The sequence below is a fragment of the Thiomonas sp. DCM-2 genome (assembly GCF_056820905.1).
In genome coordinates this window covers 291,822-305,951 of the sequence record NZ_CM165962.1, presented here as the reverse complement: position 1 = coordinate 305,951, position 14,130 = coordinate 291,822, and the positions used below count along the sequence as shown (strand labels likewise).

Genomic DNA, 14,130 nt, shown 5'->3' with positions numbered 1-14,130 from the left:
TCGTCGCGTTAAACAGCAACAAATCGACTTCGGGAGAGTGTCATGTCATCAATTCCTCCACAGGGCCCGGCCACCACGGGCAAGGGCGTCTGGATCGCCGTATTTGCCATGGGCGCGGTCATCGTGGCCCTGCTGGCCGCCGTGCTGTACAAAATGAGTCAGCCCCCGGCGAATCCTTCTGCGTCAGCATCACCCGGCGTGGCCGCAGCTTCTGCCGCAATCGCTCCGCCGCAACTGGCCTCCGCTGCGCAGAAGGCCAGCGCGCAGGCGGCAGCCCAGACCGGCGCACCCTCGCCTGCGGCGCCGCAGGCCGCTGCCCAGATCGCCCAGCGGCAGGCCGCGCCAGCACCGGTGCGGCAGCCTGTTGTCACGCGTCCGGCCCCGACGCCGCAGCCCACGCCGGTGGCGCAAAACAGCAATATGGCGCCACAGCAATTTGCACCACAACAGTTCGCCCCGCAACCCAACCCGGTGCAAGCCGCGCCGCAGCAGCCGGTGTGCAACACCTGCGGCACGGTGATCGCGGTCACGCCGCAGCAGGTGCAGTCCCAGCAGAACAACCCCGTGGGCATCATCGCCGGGGGTATCGTGGGCGGCTTGCTGGGGAATCAGGTTGGTGGCGGTGATGGCCGCAAGCTGGCAACTGTGGCTGGTGCGATCGGCGGCGGCCTGGCCGGCAACGAGATTGCCAAGCGGGTGGATGCGCAGACTGTCTACAACGTGCAGGTTCGCATGGAAGACGGGCAGGTGCGCACGCTGCAACTCAAGGTGGCACCGCCTGTCGGCCAGCGCGTGCAGATTGGTGCAGACGGCGGACTCAACCCGATTCAGTGACTGCCCAAAATTTCGCGGCGATCACACCGCCTGTTCGCGGGGTGTCGCCACACTCCATCGCAATGATTGACGGGAAAGATGTCGCGTTACAAAATGGGGTGAACTTTCCGGATTTTTCCTGAACAGAACAGGTGCTACTGTGGTTTGAGTTCTTGCTCAATCATGTGGCCCTCCAAGTTGCCCGGTTGTCTGCTCTACAGACTCTCCCCCCCGATCCGGGCATTTCCAGCCAGGTGCGCAACGCACCTGGCTTTTTTTTGCCCACAGCTGTGCCAGCCGAGGCCGTTCGTCCTGGAGTCACTGCGCGGCCAGCGCGCGGCGCAGTTGCATGGCTTCAGCCAGATGCGGCAGGGTGATGGTTTGCGCCTGGGCCAGATCGGCAATGGTGCGGGCCAGCCGCAGCACGCGATGCGCCGCGCGCGATGACCAGCCCAGACGGGAGATCGCCTGCGCAAGAAATGCGCTGCCCGCGGCATCCAGCGCACAGTGGGCATCGAGCAGGGCGCCCTGAAGCCCGGCATTGAGCACGCCTTGGCGCTCCCGTTGAACCGCCGCCGCAGCAGCCACGCGCGCTGCGATCTGCGCACTGGTTTCGCCCTGTGGCAATTGCAGCAAGGTCTCGGGCGCAATGGCGCCGACTTCGACCTGAATGTCGATGCGGTCGAGCAAGGGGCCGGAAATGCGCCCCTGATAGCGCGCGACCTGATCGGGGGTGCAGCGGCACGCGCGCGTGGGATGGCCCAGGTAACCGCACGGGCAGGGGTTCATCGCCGCGATGAGTTGGAACTGCGCGGGGAATTCCGCCTGCCGCGCCGCACGCGAAATGTGGATGCGCCCGGTTTCCAGCGGCTCGCGCAGACTGTCGAGCACAGCACGGTCAAACTCCGACTGGGAATTTCCAATAATGCAGGAATCTTCCAATGATCCTTGTGCGGTGCGTCTTCTGCGCGCGGGATGCGGCAGGGCGAGAATAGCCGGGGTGGGTTTGGTTGTGTCTCAGATTGGTAGCTGGAGCCTGTGGAGCTTGTGGGCGAAGGGCCGGTGCGGTGGGCAACCCTGTGGGCGGCGAAGTCCGTCCATAGGCGTTGTCCACGGCGGAGCGAAGCGAAAGGCCAGGTGCTCGAAGAGCATCGTCCACAAATCCACAGGCGCGCAAGTGTCGCAACTTCGCAACCACGCTGCCTCGAATTCCTTGCGCAATCGCGCAACAGCATCAGGTTTTAGATCGCGCGCGCCCGCGGAGCGCGGAGTGCGCCTAGGATCGTCGAACTCTTCTCGCCCCGGTTCCGCAAAGACTCTCTACATACAGGTGCGCCCGTGTCGCAGCAAGTCCGATCCCACGTCTCGAAGCAAATCAAGGCCGAAATGACTCGGCAGGATCTGGCATTGCCTGAGCTTGCGAACTTGTCGCGAGTTCAGAAGGGCATCATCTCCGAGTATCTTGCCGGGACGCGAGAGATCAGCTTTGGGGAGCTTCGCCAAGTCTTCGGCGCGCTTGGCAAGGATTTGATTCAAGTCCTGTCTCCGCAGCCTGTGACCGCGTTCATCTCCTGGAGAAAGTCCTCGGCCACAGAACAGCAAGCCGTTGTCGACCTGACCAAGGCGTTTCTCCGCATTGAGGATTTGCTGCCCAAGCCAAAGGTCCCCTATCTGCCCGTCAGGATCGGTGACACGAGCGACGATCCAGGGATGCTCCTTGCAGAGGTCAAGCATGCGGCGAGTGCCGCTCAAACGAAACTAGGCAGCACCAAGGTCGAGGACGCATACAGACAGTGGGGCATTCCGTTAATCGGGCTTCGTTTAGGCACTGAAGCGCTGGACGGGATGTGTCTGAGTGCAAGCTCTGGAAAGGTTCTAGTCATCGTCAACATGGATCAGCCTTTGACCAGGTTGCGGTTCACGCTGCTGCATGAGTTGTGGCACGCTCTCTTTGACCAGAAGAAGAACATCCCCCCGGATCATCTCGGCGTGGATTTCTACAAAGAAAAAATTCCCCGTGAGATCATTCCCGAATATCGGGCCAACAAATGGGCACAACTATGGCTCGTCCCTTGGGCCGATGCCGAGAAGGCTTATGGTCGCTTCGTGTCAGGGCTAGGCATGGGCGAAACCAAGCAACTGTTAAGTCAGTCCGGCGCCAGCCTTTTTGTGTTGGCGAATGCGATTTTTGATATTGCAAGACTCAGGCAAAACAAGATCACTTATTCTGTCATTCGCGACAGGCTGCAACAGGACGAAAGCCTTCAAGGAACCTTTGGTTTGCAAGATACCCGTAACCTTGTTGTCGAGACAACGCGATTTATTGTGCGGCTGATTGACGCCCATGAAGCCGAGTTCGGTGACTCCGTTCTCAGTAACCTCCGTCATACCTTACAAATCGAACAATAAAATCCGCGTGATGCAGTATGAATTTGTGGTGCTCGATATAAGCTGCGTCAAAGACAGGCTTTGCAAGGTGGACCCGGATTGCGAGTTGATGGGTCTAATGGTAGACGCATTTGGTGGTCGGGTTGTTATGGACGCGGAGCAACTGGCCAAGATCGACTGCTGCCAAGACGCGGATCCTTTGCCTTGCGCTTTATCAGACGAAGATGTGGCAGATCGCATCTTGAATGCCCCTACCGATTTGCAGCTAAAAATTAAAAAGATTGCCAGCGATCCCGCTGACCTTCGACTTTTGTTTTTTTGCGTTCAGGAAAGTGGGAAATCCATTCTTCTTGCTTGCGACAAGGCGCTACTTTACGCAGCACATGGCTATGGTGTCCCGCACTATTGCTTTAAGGCGGCGGCAAGCTATGCCGACCAAGAATTCAGTGGGCAATTAAGCGCGCAATATGCTTGGCAAGTCATCAAGGCAGATGGCGTTGATCCATTTCTGAATGAAAAAAATAATCGGTATTGTGCCGGCTGCGATCCCCAAAAGCGCTGCCATCACAACCAGCGGCATTCACGCTGAGATGACACGAACATCCATCTGGAGCGTTTTCGGTTGCGCCTTGCTTTTCGCTTTCAGCCAAGCCGCCGCAGCCTCCCTCACCGGCCAAGTCGTAGGCGTGAGTGACGGAGACACCATCACCGTGCTTGACGCCGATCACCAGTCGTTCAAAATCAGGCTCTCCGGCATTGATGCCCCGGAGAAGAAGCAACCCTTTGGTCAGCGATCCAAGCAGCACCTTTCCGATCTGGTCTATGGCCGCACGGTCGACGTGATCTGGCACAAGCGGGATCGCTACCGGCGCATCGTCGGTCAGGTCATGGTGGCCCCGCCGTCCTGCCCGGCCCCAGCGTGCCCGAAAACCACGGACGCCGGGTTGCGGCAAGTTGAAGCCGGTATGGCCTGGTGGTATCGGAAGTATTCCCGAGAGCAGGCAGGAGAAGATGCTGCAGCCTATGAACGCGCGGAGGATCTGGCGCGATCAAGGCGTCAAGGGCTCTGGAGTGAGCCGAATCCGGTGGCGCCGTGGGAGTGGCGAAAGGCACGCCGGCAGCCACAGTGAGGTGAGCAAAGAAAACGGTCGTTTTATGTACGCTCCGCCGACCAACCAAGATGTCATTTTCAGAAGACGACTGCACCAGACAACGCGGTTTGAAGGCTGTTGTGCAGTCGTCTATTGAACGAACAGTATCAGGAGTCCGCTGCACGAATGATGACCTCAAGCCGGTTCTGGTCGCGCTGGCGACCGATCAGCCCCTGGATGTGCGATACCGCGACCACGATCTTTCCGGCGATTGGGCGGGCTACCGCGAATGCCACATCAAGCCCGACCTGCTGCTGATCTACCGCAAGTCCGACGCCGACACCCTGCGACTGGCGCGGCTTGGCTCCCATAGCGAGCTGTTCGGCTGATGCCAGTCGCCTTGTCCGCCAAACGATCATTAGGCGGCCAAACCGGACGCCTGTCCGAAAACATCTTGCGCAACGGGATGACGGACAATAAGATAGACGGACGGTATAACGGACAAATGGGCGGAAATGGCACTCATCGGCTATGCGCGGGTATCGACGGCGGAACAGGACACCGCCTTGCAGACGGATGCGCTGCGCAATGCAGGCTGCGAACGGGTTTTCGAGGACACGGCATCCGGGGCCAAGGCAGACCGGCCCGGCTTGGCCGATGCGCTGGCTTATCTGCGCGATGGCGATGTGCTGGTCGTCTGGCGGCTGGATCGGCTTGGCCGCTCCCTGCCGCACCTGATTGAGACGGTCGGCAAGCTGGAAGCACGGGGCGTCGGCTTCCGCTCGTTGACTGAAAACATCGACACCACCACGCCGGGCGGACGGCTCATCTTCCATGTGTTCGGTGCGCTGGGCCAGTTCGAGCGCGACCTGATCCGCGAGCGCACCAAGGCCGGGTTGACCGCTGCCGCCGCACGCGGGCGCAAAGGCGGACGCAAGCCGGTTGTCACTGCCGACAAGTTGCAACGAGCGCGGGAGCTTGTCGCCAACGGCTTGAATGTCCGCGAGGCCGCCGCACGCCTCAAGGTAGGAAAAACCGCTCTCTACGCTGCCTTGCAGACGGCCAGTTCTGGCAGTGCAGCCGACTCCTGATATTTCGTGCAGTCGCCTTCTGAAAACGACAAGAATCCCCCGGTTCCGATTGCCTTCGCGCCAAACAACCCGTAAAGTATTCAACGTTCACGCAAGGTACGTTTGAATGCTCATCGGCTACGCCCGCGTCTCCACGCAAGACCAACATCCCGACTTTCAGCTCGATGCGCTGAAGGCGGCGGGGTGCGAGCAGGTCTTCCAGGAGAAGATGACCGGCAAGCTCGCCGATCGCCCTGAACTGGTCGCTTGCCTACGCACCCTGCGCAAGGGCGACATCCTGGTGGTGTGGAAGCTCGACCGCCTAGGGCGCTCGCTCAAGCACCTGGTGGAGATCATCCACGATCTGGAGCAGCGCGGCGTGGCGTTCCGATCGCTGACCGAGAGCATCGACACTGCGAGTGCTGGCGGCAAGCTGATTTTCCACGTCTTCGGCGCCCTGGCCGAGTTCGAGCACAGCCTCATCCGCGAGCGCACCCTGGCGGGACTGTCCGCCGCCCGCGCCCGTGGACGCAAGGGCGGGCGCAAGTTCAAGCTAAGTGCCGAAGACGTACGCAAAGCTGCCGCCATGCTGCACGATCCCTACATGACCAAGACCGAGGTGGCCAAGCACTTCAAGGTCTCGCGGGTCACCCTCAACAAGGCGCTGGAGGCGGCGGGGCATCCGGCGAATTCGACCGCCGCGCTTGCATGCTGACCCAACACAGACTCGACAAGCGAACTACAAGTGTCAAACAGCGTCCCTGCTGTTGACTGGCGTCCCCACCCGGATAGGCCCATTGACATCATCGTCAGTTCTGACGATGATTCGTACCTATGCGCTATCCCGGAGGGAAGGGTAAGACCTTCCAGCACGTCATCAACCTGATGCCACCACATCGTGTCTACATCGAGACACACTTAGGTGGCGGGGCGGTGATGCGTCACAAGCGACCGGCATCCCACAGTATCGGAATCGACATAGACAAGCAGGTGATCAGTGCTTGGTCGCAGAGTCAGGGCCGCGCGCTCGAAGTCGAGCTGCGCTGCGAGCGCGCCGAACACTTCCTCACCCAATACCCGTTCCAGGGTGACGAGGTGATTTACGCCGACCCGCCTTACCACCCTGAAACGCGTCGACAGGCCAGGGTCTACAGGCACGACTATGCCGTCGAAGACCATGCACAGTTGCTGACACTGCTCACTTCGCTGCCCTGCAGAGTCATCCTCTCCGGCTATGCCAACGAACTCTACAGAGAACGGCTGCAGGGATGGCGAACCCGGACATTCACTGCAAAAACCCACATCGATCTCCGTGAAGAAACGCTGTGGTTCAACTTCGACCCGCCAAAAGTATTGCATGACAGCCGCTTCGTCGGCGAGAACTTCCGAGATCGGCAGACAACCAAGCGCCGCTTACAGCGTCTGCAGGAGAAGTTCATCCGTATGAATCCCGTCGAGCGCGCAGCGTTCACTCAATGGCTCAGCGAAACCTATCCATTGCATGCCGCCCGCAACCAGAGCAACAGACCATGACACAGACAGCCAGCCTCCTCACCCGCACCGGCGTCATCCAAGTGGAGATGCCACCTCCTGATGAGCCGCTCATGGGCAGAGTACCTTGGGGCGCATTCGACGTGTTCCCGACGCCCGCCTATTGGCAATTTCAAGTCGTGGCGCGGCGCCTCGCAGGTCGACCGGCAGACTACAAGCTTGGCCGCACACTGGCAGAAGAAGTTGCCGCCTGCCTGCTGGGCGGCCATGGCATCCCGGCTACGGTCGGGCTGGCCGCATACAGGCGGCTTCACGAGCGCGGCGCCTTCGGTTCATTCCCCCCTTCGCAGACGACGATCGAGGAATGGTTGAAGGAGCCTTTACAGATTGTGTCGCATAAAGGCACGCGTTCGGTGCGCTACCGCTTCGCTGCGCAGAAGGCACGCTTCCTCGCGGCCGCACTACCCAAAGTCCAGGCGCCGCCCACCTTCGAAACAGGACGGCAATTGCGTGACTGGCTCATGCAACTCCCTGGTGTAGGGCCCAAGACAGCCTCATGGATCGCCCGCAACTGCAAGGACGCCGACGACGTAGCGATCCTGGATATTCACATCATGCGCATTGGCCAGGTGCTGGGCCTATTCCCTCGCGAACTCACTGTAGAGCGTCACTACTCCCAATTGGAAGCCCTGTTCCTTCAGTTCAGCGAGGCTTTAGATGTTCGAACCTCAGAACTCGATGCAGTGATCTGGTATGAGATGGCCTCGTCACCGAAAGCGGCACGCGCTGTGATCGAACATCTGGAATCCCTGTCGAACAGTTCATGCTGGCGATCGCGGGGGGCCAACCTCCAGCATGAACTGCATCTGATCTGATGCAGCCTGACGGGCACGTGCACTCGCTTCAAGTCAGGCCCTACCCATGACGGCAAGGCCCACTGCCTGCAAGGCAGAAGCGTTCGGCAATTGTGCTGTCAAATATGGTCGGCCAGTGATACCCAGTGGGCAAAATGCGACCCCAATGGCCTCGGCCACTATCGACATATAACCAAGCACTACACCAGCATCACGCCAAACTAGGGTCGCATGATGTTCATATTTTGCAGCGGTCTTGCCGGACTCAGCCACCAACCCAATCAGCAATCCGTTGGCGAGCTCAACCAACGAATCGGCAGCTTTACGACTGGCCGCTACGCTTAGCTCTGAGTCCAGCAGCTCGATGAGCGCATGTTCGAGCGGGTCGTAGCGGAACCACGGGCCAGCTTCCCGTGCAAGCAGCACGTGGATCGGATGCATCGCTCCGGCCGAGGGATGAACCCGCGACTCCTGGTCTGGCCCGAAGGCGCTTGGCCTTGAACTGCGATTGCGGCATGCGAGCCACAAGAACTCGCCCAGAGTCAATTCATCAATAGACGTCTCGAATGTCCGGCGGGTCTGGCGTTGATCCAAAAGCGCCGCAAGCTCAATCTCCAAAGGCTGCGCGCGTGGCACGAGCGGCGTTCTGGCCCCATCCGGCCAGACGTAAGGCTCATAGCGCAATGGCAGCGAACGGGGCACAGGATCAAGCAGCACCGCTGTACTCTGTACCCAGCTCCGCATAGGTGGCAAGGTATTTATTGCACCCTCGGCAGTCGCCACAAGCGATGTGCGCCTTGTGGCAACTGTGCGACCATGCAAGCAGGCTGGCTGGCACGCCCGCCATCCGGATGAGATCGGCAGTGGTGAAGTCAATGGCCGGAGCAATCACCCGCAGAGCACCTTCCTGGAACTCCATCAAGCCATCTATGCGGTTGACGAATTCTGGCATTCCGTCGCGGTGGCTATCACCATCGGATTTAACAGTGCCGATGTAAAGCGCCCGCACCTCCCGAGCGATCGCTCGCATGCTGGCCAACGTGATAAGCAATTGATTGCGATAAGGCCACCAGTCGGAAGCGCTGCCGTGTGCATCGACCGCCTTGTGCACCATGTCACCGGAACCAAGCGAGCTGCAGTCCAACTTGATGATTTCATGTGCAATACCGAGTTCACGGCAGACGTGGGCGGCGGCAAGCATTTCGGCAGATGCGGCCTTCTGGCCGTAGTCGATCGTCACTGCCCATTGAGGGCGTTTCCACCAAGCGATGGCGATCGAGTCCATTCCGCCTGACAGCAGGAGGCCGGTCTTCACAGTTTCACCGCCTCCCACAAAGTGGTGTAAAGCGCCGTGGTGTAGTTATCGCAAAGCGTGCACCCCGAGCCCTCCATCATTTTCAGGCTCTCGCCTTTGTGGCGTTCGCTATAGACGATGACCGGCTTATTCAATGCTCGCGCATAGCCGATCTCATACACCGTACCGGCGTCAAGCCCATCGGTGATAGCTAACATCAGATCACAATCCACGATCGCTTGTAAATCCTGAGCGACGACGTCATCCGCACTGCCTAGACCTACATCATGGTAGGGAGAAAAAACTCGCAATCCCATTTCGTGCAAGTTGTTGCGTGCCTGTTCGACCATCCAGACCTGCGCCAGATCGAAGAACGGCCCGGCGAGGTAAACCCGGCGCCGGATGCCGTCGTCATAGTCTGTCGATAACTTTAAGGGCTGGAAGCTATGGCTGGTGAAGAGTTGAGTACTTGGGAAGCCTTGCGTTTCACAGTAATAACTGGTTGCTCGGGAGGCGATCTCGGCGGCGTCGCGCGGTGATTTTCCTTCATGCATCCATGCGTTCGCAAAGTGCGCGACGAAGCAATCACCCGAACCTACTTTCCACACACGGTTCGTCCGGTAGGCCGACACTCGATCCGTGCCCTGGGCGGTCCAGACAAACGCACCTTCCGGCCCCATCTTGACCACCACGACTTCAGCGCCCTGCTGTTGCGCCAAGGCTGGCGCGGTAACCGATGGTGGTTGATCTGTCATGCCGGCCATCCGACCAGCCTCGAAGTTGTTCAGGACCAACGCTAGGTGATCAGCCGTGGAGCCGTTCGCTCGAAAGGGCTGGCTCGCGTGCGCATTCTGCGGGTCGTAGACCGCCCAGCGGGCGTGAACCACCGCATCTCCTTCGAGCATGCCAAAGCGCACCACTTTATCCTCGTTTACCTCGATTGATGCGAAAGGACGGTTCGGGACGTGGTGAATCTGAGGTGTCGCCAGGTCGTGCAAGTAGGTGAAACCAACCATATCTGGCACTGCAGTTGGGCGCGTTTGAAACGACTTTAGCCACGCGCCTTGCTCGTTCATTGCCGCCTGCGCTTCGTCGCTCATGTACGAGTGCAGGACAACCGGCGTATCCAAGGTCGCAATGGCGAGTGCGGCCCGTCCACCAGAGCCGAAGATCGTATTCCATCGCGGATGAACGCAATACTCGCGGTACACGCCTCCGACAACATGCAGCGTCATCCGATGTGCCCAACTTCTACCCGAACCTGGCCCCCGTTGATCGAGAGCACCTCAGCCTCATAGACGTGCCCGCCCTCGATGCAGTTACGAAGGCGTGCCGCATCAGGGCCAGCGAGCCCACCGACCAACGTGCCGTTGTGCAGTACTCTCACGACCATCTGAATACCTTGCTGTGCCACATCGATCATGAGCACACTCCCCAGCTCTAATGCAGCTACTGCTGCCGGTTGCGGGCTGGAAACAAGGATAGTGAACTTCAGTTCGCTGCAAAGAGGCTGGGGGTCGCCAACACCTCCGCCTCCGCCTCCTCCACCGCTCCCAGACATGTTTGCCTCCTTGAATTACATGGATTGGGGAATCAGCATAGATTGCTCGGTCCACGCCGTGAATGCCTGCATGGTATTTGGGCAATATGATGCAGAAACCTGTCAATCTTGACAGGGAGGACAAGATGCATCTGGAAGGTTCCGAGACCACTGCCCATGTTGTTACTGAGATTTGCTCCAGGCACGGTGGCCCTGTCAACTCAGCATCCCCAGCATTCCCGCCCGAATGACCGCAGCGGTCTTGTTCGGCGCATTCAGCTTGGTGATCACGTTGGCAATGTGAAAATTCGCCGTGCGCTCGGAGATGTTGAGGATGTCGGCGATCTCCGACGCCGTCTTGCCATCCGCCGTCCAGCGCAGCACCTCGATCTCCCGATCGGTGAGTTGGACTTCCGCTTCGGGCATCAGCTTGGCCGAGAGAATGCGCGACATACCGAGATGCACCATCTGCGTCAGCCAAGCTAGCTTGATCTCCTTGTCGCGCAATTCGATCTCGGAAATTGGCTCCCCCGATCGTGACACCGACAACAGGCCCATGGTGCTGTTCACATCCCGGCCGGATTGCGCCCAGCCGACACACAAACCGAACGAACGGGCTTCTTCCCAGAGATCGCGACTCGAGGCGAAGAACGCGTCTGACCAGATGACGGGCTGCAGGGAATGCGTACCATGGCGGACCGTGGGGTCAACCGCAATGTATCCCCTCTCCTTGTACCGTTCTTCCCACGCACGCGGATAATTGGTCAGCAACACCACCCTGGGCTGGGAGACCGGCAGCGGCATGCGTAGCCCATAGGAGCAATGGTCGAATCCGAGGTCATGGACGATCGAGACGACGAGTTCGAACAACTGCGCGTCACACGTGGTCGTCTGCAGCGCATGGAGTTGGTGTTCTTGCCATCCCTTCACGGCCTTCTCCTGCGGACAGTACTTGTGGCGGACTGTCATATTTGACACTATTCCTGCATTGTGTCTTCATGTAACGTGTCCTCTGCAATTCATTGAGGACGACCAACATGATGCACCCGACCACGAATGACGGCCTTGCATTTTTCCAAGCGTCAATGATGACCCTGTCAGATGACGGCCTGATCCGTCTCACCCTTGAAACCCTCAGGACGATACCCTTTACCCATCTGCTGTCCGGCCTGGATGTACATGATGGATCACCACCCATCTGTGAGGCTGCCAGTCTGGACCCGATCTCCGGTTATACCGAATGGCTGAGTACGACATCCCCGGCCATCACCCTGGGTTGGGACTGGTGGCTGGATATCTCTGCGATGCCGCCCGTCTACACCCCTATCGGCGAACCCCGAAGCAATGTGATGATCGTGGATGCTCAGCACCGCGATCTGGGCCGACGCAGGACCGATGCCGCGCTGGGTATGCTGATTTCAACCTGGTCTTGGCAAGCGGCGGTCGAACAGCATATTCGTTCACGTTACGCCTGATGGCCTGTCAGATCTGACAGTTACGCGCCCGCTTTGGCGCAGGTGGAATACCCCCCCAAGGATGGATGCCAATGGGAGGTGGTATGCAGATCGTGTCAGGATCCTCAGCGCAGCTTCAGCAGGGCTTGCATGCCAGCGTCGGGCGCTATCGTCATCGGGTGTTTGTGGAGAAGCTCGGCTGGGACGTGCCCACTCGGGAGGGCATTGAAGCCGACCAGTTCGATCGCCCGGATACCGTCTACGTTGTTGGTCGGGATGCTCAGGGTCAAATTTGCGGCTGCGCCCGACTGCTGCCCACCACCCGACCCTACCTCCTGGGCGAAGTGTTCCCGCAACTACTCAATGGCTTTGCGCCACCTGCATCCCCCGATGTCTGGGAGTTGTCGCGATTTGCGGCCACAGATTTCAACAGTCAGACCACGTCAGCGTTGGGAAAGATGTCCTCAGAAGCAGCGATTGCATTGATGCGCGCGTCGATTTCTTGTGCGGCGGAACAAGGGGCCAAGCGACTGATTATGGTGACGAATATCGGTGTGGAGAGGTTGCTGCGCAGGGCTGGCTTTCAAGCGCACCGTGCGGGGCCGCCCATGATTATTGATGGGCATCCGATTTTTGCTTGCTGGATTTTGTGCATGTAAGTCGTCGCGAATACGACGCAAAACCCCTGCGCCCCCGCGCAAGTGTGAATTTTCATGGCACTCGATCTGGACGTAACACCAACATGACTACTATTAGTCGCATTGTTTTGGTCGGTTTTGGCAACATCGGACAGGGGCTTCTTCCACTTCTGGACCGACACTTTCAAGCTAGGAAGACCATATTTGATAAAATGGTCACGTCTGACCGTTTGAAAGTTGCACTTGAATATTCGGCAGAACTGATTGAATGCCGCATCACCCCCGAAAACTACAGAACCGTGCTGGCGCCGCTGCTGGACGCCAACACCGCGCTGCTGAACTTCGCCGTTTCCGTATCGAGCGTCGATCTTATCCGGCTTGCCCAAGAGAACGACACCCTGTACATCGATAGCTGCATCGAGCCTTGGGAGTACGGATGCAGTGGACAAGGGCTGCTCGAAAGCAACTACGGTCTGCGTGAATCCATCCAGGCCATGCGGACCTCTTGCGCTGAAAAAGCCACTGCGCTGGTCGCGCACGGTGCCAACCCGGGATTTATCTCGATTCTGCTGAAGAAGGCCCTTTACGAAATGGCACGGAGTATCGGGTTTTCTTGCGAGCCTACCAGCCGGGATGACTGGGCCAATCTCGCTCGAACCCTAGACATCCGCGTGATCCAGATTTCGGAGCGGGACACGCAAGTGGAATCCATCCACAGGGATCCGGACGAATTCGTTTGCACGTGGTCTGTTGATGGTTTCATCACGGAGTGCCTGCAAGCAGCAGAACTCGGATGGGGCAGCCATGAAGAGCAGCAGATTCCCTCCGGAGCAACGTTGCATTGCTCGAAGACGCAATCGGTTTTGGAGTTGGCAACCCGTGGGAAAGATACACGGGTCAAGTCCTGGAGCCCCAACTACCTGGGATTTGAGGGATACCTCCTCACCCACAATGAGTCGCTTTCGATTGCCGAATATCTGACTGTGCTGGACGGCGAAGAAACTATGTATCGTCCTACCGTTTTCTATGCATATCATCCATGCGATGCAACGGTCGAGTCGCTACCGTTGCTTGCAGATGGCGACGAGGAGCGCGTTGCGAGCAGACGGGTGATCAAAGACGGCATCACCTCAGGGATCGATGAGCTTGGCATCTTTCTCGTGAGCGGTACGCATCGGTCGTTCTGGCTGGGCTCCAATCTTTCGATCGGCAAAGCCCGCAAGATGGCCGCATACAACAACGCCACGAGCTTGCAAGTGGTTTCCAGCGTTGTCGCAGCACTGAAATGGATGGAAGGCAATCCACGACGAGGGGTAATCGAGTCCGAGGAGGTTGACTGGGAATTCATTTACGAAATGACGGAGGAGTATTGGAAACCGATGTCCATGGAGTCGGTGGCCTGGCAGCCAGACAAACACAAGAGAGAACTGATATTCCAGGAATTTTTGGTGAACAGCCACATTGACCAACATGAATAACGCGGATTGATCTGGGAAA

Annotated in this window: 16 protein-coding genes and 1 pseudogene; 12 read left to right on the top strand and 5 right to left on the bottom strand. The window is 58.7% G+C overall.

From position 1 onward, the window contains the following. Window positions 1-42 precede the first annotated feature (42 nt). Complete coding sequence (locus AC1ZQA_RS01530; RefSeq protein ID WP_482678084.1) at window positions 43-834, top strand: glycine zipper 2TM domain-containing protein; 792 nt, start codon at window positions 43-45, stop codon at window positions 832-834. 297 nt (window positions 835-1,131) lie between these two features. Here AC1ZQA_RS01530 and AC1ZQA_RS01525 read toward each other — a convergent pair. Beyond that, window positions 1,132-1,719 (bottom strand): annotated as a pseudogene (locus tag AC1ZQA_RS01525) (ATP-binding protein); the annotation flags it as partial. 432 nt (window positions 1,720-2,151) lie between these two features. Between AC1ZQA_RS01525 and AC1ZQA_RS01520 the strand changes: the two are divergent. The 8 genes from AC1ZQA_RS01520 to AC1ZQA_RS01485 all read left to right on the top strand — a co-directional run bounded on the left by AC1ZQA_RS01520 (window position 2,152) and on the right by AC1ZQA_RS01485 (window position 7,728). After that, window positions 2,152-3,222: an ImmA/IrrE family metallo-endopeptidase gene (locus AC1ZQA_RS01520; protein ID WP_482678083.1), complete on the top strand. Its 1,071-nt coding sequence runs from the start codon at window positions 2,152-2,154 to the stop codon at window positions 3,220-3,222. Between the two features lie 10 nt (window positions 3,223-3,232). Next, window positions 3,233-3,790 carry a hypothetical protein gene (locus AC1ZQA_RS01515; protein ID WP_482678082.1) on the top strand — a complete coding sequence of 186 codons (558 nt, stop codon included), beginning with the start codon at window positions 3,233-3,235 and terminating at the stop codon, window positions 3,788-3,790. Beyond that, the gene (locus AC1ZQA_RS01510) at window positions 3,714-4,331 is read left to right on the top strand and encodes a thermonuclease family protein (RefSeq protein WP_482678081.1); all 618 of its coding nucleotides are present in this window, start codon (window positions 3,714-3,716) and stop codon (window positions 4,329-4,331) included. The genes AC1ZQA_RS01515 and AC1ZQA_RS01510 overlap by 77 nt, the downstream gene beginning before the upstream one ends. Before the next feature lie 50 nt (window positions 4,332-4,381). Next, on the top strand, window positions 4,382-4,681 hold the full coding sequence (locus tag AC1ZQA_RS01505) for a type II toxin-antitoxin system YafQ family toxin (protein WP_196240184.1): 300 nt from the start codon (window positions 4,382-4,384) through the stop codon (window positions 4,679-4,681). A 126-nt stretch (window positions 4,682-4,807) separates the two neighbouring features. Beyond that, a complete protein-coding gene (locus tag AC1ZQA_RS01500) occupies window positions 4,808-5,383 on the top strand; it encodes a recombinase family protein (protein WP_482678080.1) in 576 nt (191 codons plus the stop codon). A 106-nt stretch (window positions 5,384-5,489) separates the two neighbouring features. After that, window positions 5,490-6,077: a recombinase family protein gene (locus AC1ZQA_RS01495; RefSeq protein ID WP_482678079.1), complete on the top strand. Its 588-nt coding sequence runs from the start codon at window positions 5,490-5,492 to the stop codon at window positions 6,075-6,077. Window positions 6,078-6,196: 119 nt separating this feature from the next. Further along, window positions 6,197-6,895 (top strand): DNA adenine methylase, encoded by a 699-nt coding sequence (locus AC1ZQA_RS01490; protein WP_482678078.1) that lies wholly within the window; start codon window positions 6,197-6,199, stop codon window positions 6,893-6,895. Next, window positions 6,892-7,728: an 8-oxoguanine DNA glycosylase gene (locus AC1ZQA_RS01485; RefSeq protein WP_482678077.1), complete on the top strand. Its 837-nt coding sequence runs from the start codon at window positions 6,892-6,894 to the stop codon at window positions 7,726-7,728. Before AC1ZQA_RS01490 ends, AC1ZQA_RS01485 begins: the two co-directional genes overlap by 4 nt. Before the next feature lie 33 nt (window positions 7,729-7,761). On the opposite strand, the gene AC1ZQA_RS01480 is transcribed toward AC1ZQA_RS01485, so the two are convergent. The 4 genes from AC1ZQA_RS01480 to AC1ZQA_RS01465 form a co-directional block, all read right to left on the bottom strand. Next, complete coding sequence (locus AC1ZQA_RS01480; RefSeq protein ID WP_482678076.1) at window positions 7,762-8,424, bottom strand: nitroreductase family protein; 663 nt, start codon at window positions 8,422-8,424, stop codon at window positions 7,762-7,764. Further along, window positions 8,414-9,022, bottom strand: a complete 609-nt coding sequence (locus tag AC1ZQA_RS01475) for a 7-cyano-7-deazaguanine synthase (protein ID WP_482678075.1) — start codon at window positions 9,020-9,022, stop codon at window positions 8,414-8,416. Before AC1ZQA_RS01475 ends, AC1ZQA_RS01480 begins: the two co-directional genes overlap by 11 nt. Then, window positions 9,019-10,236: a nucleoside 2-deoxyribosyltransferase gene (locus AC1ZQA_RS01470; protein ID WP_482678074.1), complete on the bottom strand. Its 1,218-nt coding sequence runs from the start codon at window positions 10,234-10,236 to the stop codon at window positions 9,019-9,021. Before AC1ZQA_RS01470 ends, AC1ZQA_RS01475 begins: the two co-directional genes overlap by 4 nt. A gap of 521 nt (window positions 10,237-10,757) precedes the next feature. Then, window positions 10,758-11,471 carry an autoinducer binding domain-containing protein gene (locus AC1ZQA_RS01465; RefSeq protein WP_482678073.1) on the bottom strand — a complete coding sequence of 238 codons (714 nt, stop codon included), beginning with the start codon at window positions 11,469-11,471 and terminating at the stop codon, window positions 10,758-10,760. Window positions 11,472-11,578: 107 nt separating this feature from the next. Between AC1ZQA_RS01465 and AC1ZQA_RS01460 the strand changes: the two genes are divergently transcribed. The 3 genes from AC1ZQA_RS01460 to AC1ZQA_RS01450 all read left to right on the top strand — a co-directional run bounded on the left by AC1ZQA_RS01460 (window position 11,579) and on the right by AC1ZQA_RS01450 (window position 14,111). Continuing rightward, on the top strand, window positions 11,579-12,016 hold the full coding sequence (locus AC1ZQA_RS01460; protein ID WP_482678072.1) for a DUF4902 domain-containing protein: 438 nt from the start codon (window positions 11,579-11,581) through the stop codon (window positions 12,014-12,016). 83 nt (window positions 12,017-12,099) lie between these two features. After that, window positions 12,100-12,654 carry an acyl-homoserine-lactone synthase gene (locus AC1ZQA_RS01455; RefSeq protein ID WP_482678071.1) on the top strand — a complete coding sequence of 185 codons (555 nt, stop codon included), beginning with the start codon at window positions 12,100-12,102 and terminating at the stop codon, window positions 12,652-12,654. Window positions 12,655-12,737: 83 nt separating this feature from the next. After that, window positions 12,738-14,111: a saccharopine dehydrogenase NADP-binding domain-containing protein gene (locus tag AC1ZQA_RS01450; protein WP_482678070.1), complete on the top strand. Its 1,374-nt coding sequence runs from the start codon at window positions 12,738-12,740 to the stop codon at window positions 14,109-14,111. Window positions 14,112-14,130: the final 19 nt, after the last annotated feature.

Bases quoted from the DNA above. Each gene is read 5' to 3' on its own strand.
- AC1ZQA_RS01530 (WP_482678084.1), top strand. From the start codon at position 43: ATGTCATCAATTCCTCCACAGGGCCCGGCCACCACGGGCAAGGGCGTC.
- AC1ZQA_RS01515 (WP_482678082.1), top strand. From the start codon at position 3,233: ATGCAGTATGAATTTGTGGTGCTCGATATAAGCTGCGTCAAAGACAGG.
- AC1ZQA_RS01510 (WP_482678081.1), top strand. From the start codon at position 3,714: ATGAAAAAAATAATCGGTATTGTGCCGGCTGCGATCCCCAAAAGCGCT.
- AC1ZQA_RS01505 (WP_196240184.1), top strand. From the start codon at position 4,382: ATGTCATTTTCAGAAGACGACTGCACCAGACAACGCGGTTTGAAGGCT.
- AC1ZQA_RS01500 (WP_482678080.1), top strand. From the start codon at position 4,808: ATGGCACTCATCGGCTATGCGCGGGTATCGACGGCGGAACAGGACACC.
- AC1ZQA_RS01495 (WP_482678079.1), top strand. From the start codon at position 5,490: ATGCTCATCGGCTACGCCCGCGTCTCCACGCAAGACCAACATCCCGAC.
- AC1ZQA_RS01490 (WP_482678078.1), top strand. From the start codon at position 6,197: ATGCGCTATCCCGGAGGGAAGGGTAAGACCTTCCAGCACGTCATCAAC.
- AC1ZQA_RS01485 (WP_482678077.1), top strand. From the start codon at position 6,892: ATGACACAGACAGCCAGCCTCCTCACCCGCACCGGCGTCATCCAAGTG.
- AC1ZQA_RS01470 (WP_482678074.1), bottom strand. From the start codon at position 10,236: ATGACGCTGCATGTTGTCGGAGGCGTGTACCGCGAGTATTGCGTTCAT.
- AC1ZQA_RS01460 (WP_482678072.1), top strand. From the start codon at position 11,579: ATGATGCACCCGACCACGAATGACGGCCTTGCATTTTTCCAAGCGTCA.
- AC1ZQA_RS01455 (WP_482678071.1), top strand. From the start codon at position 12,100: ATGCAGATCGTGTCAGGATCCTCAGCGCAGCTTCAGCAGGGCTTGCAT.
- AC1ZQA_RS01450 (WP_482678070.1), top strand. From the start codon at position 12,738: ATGACTACTATTAGTCGCATTGTTTTGGTCGGTTTTGGCAACATCGGA.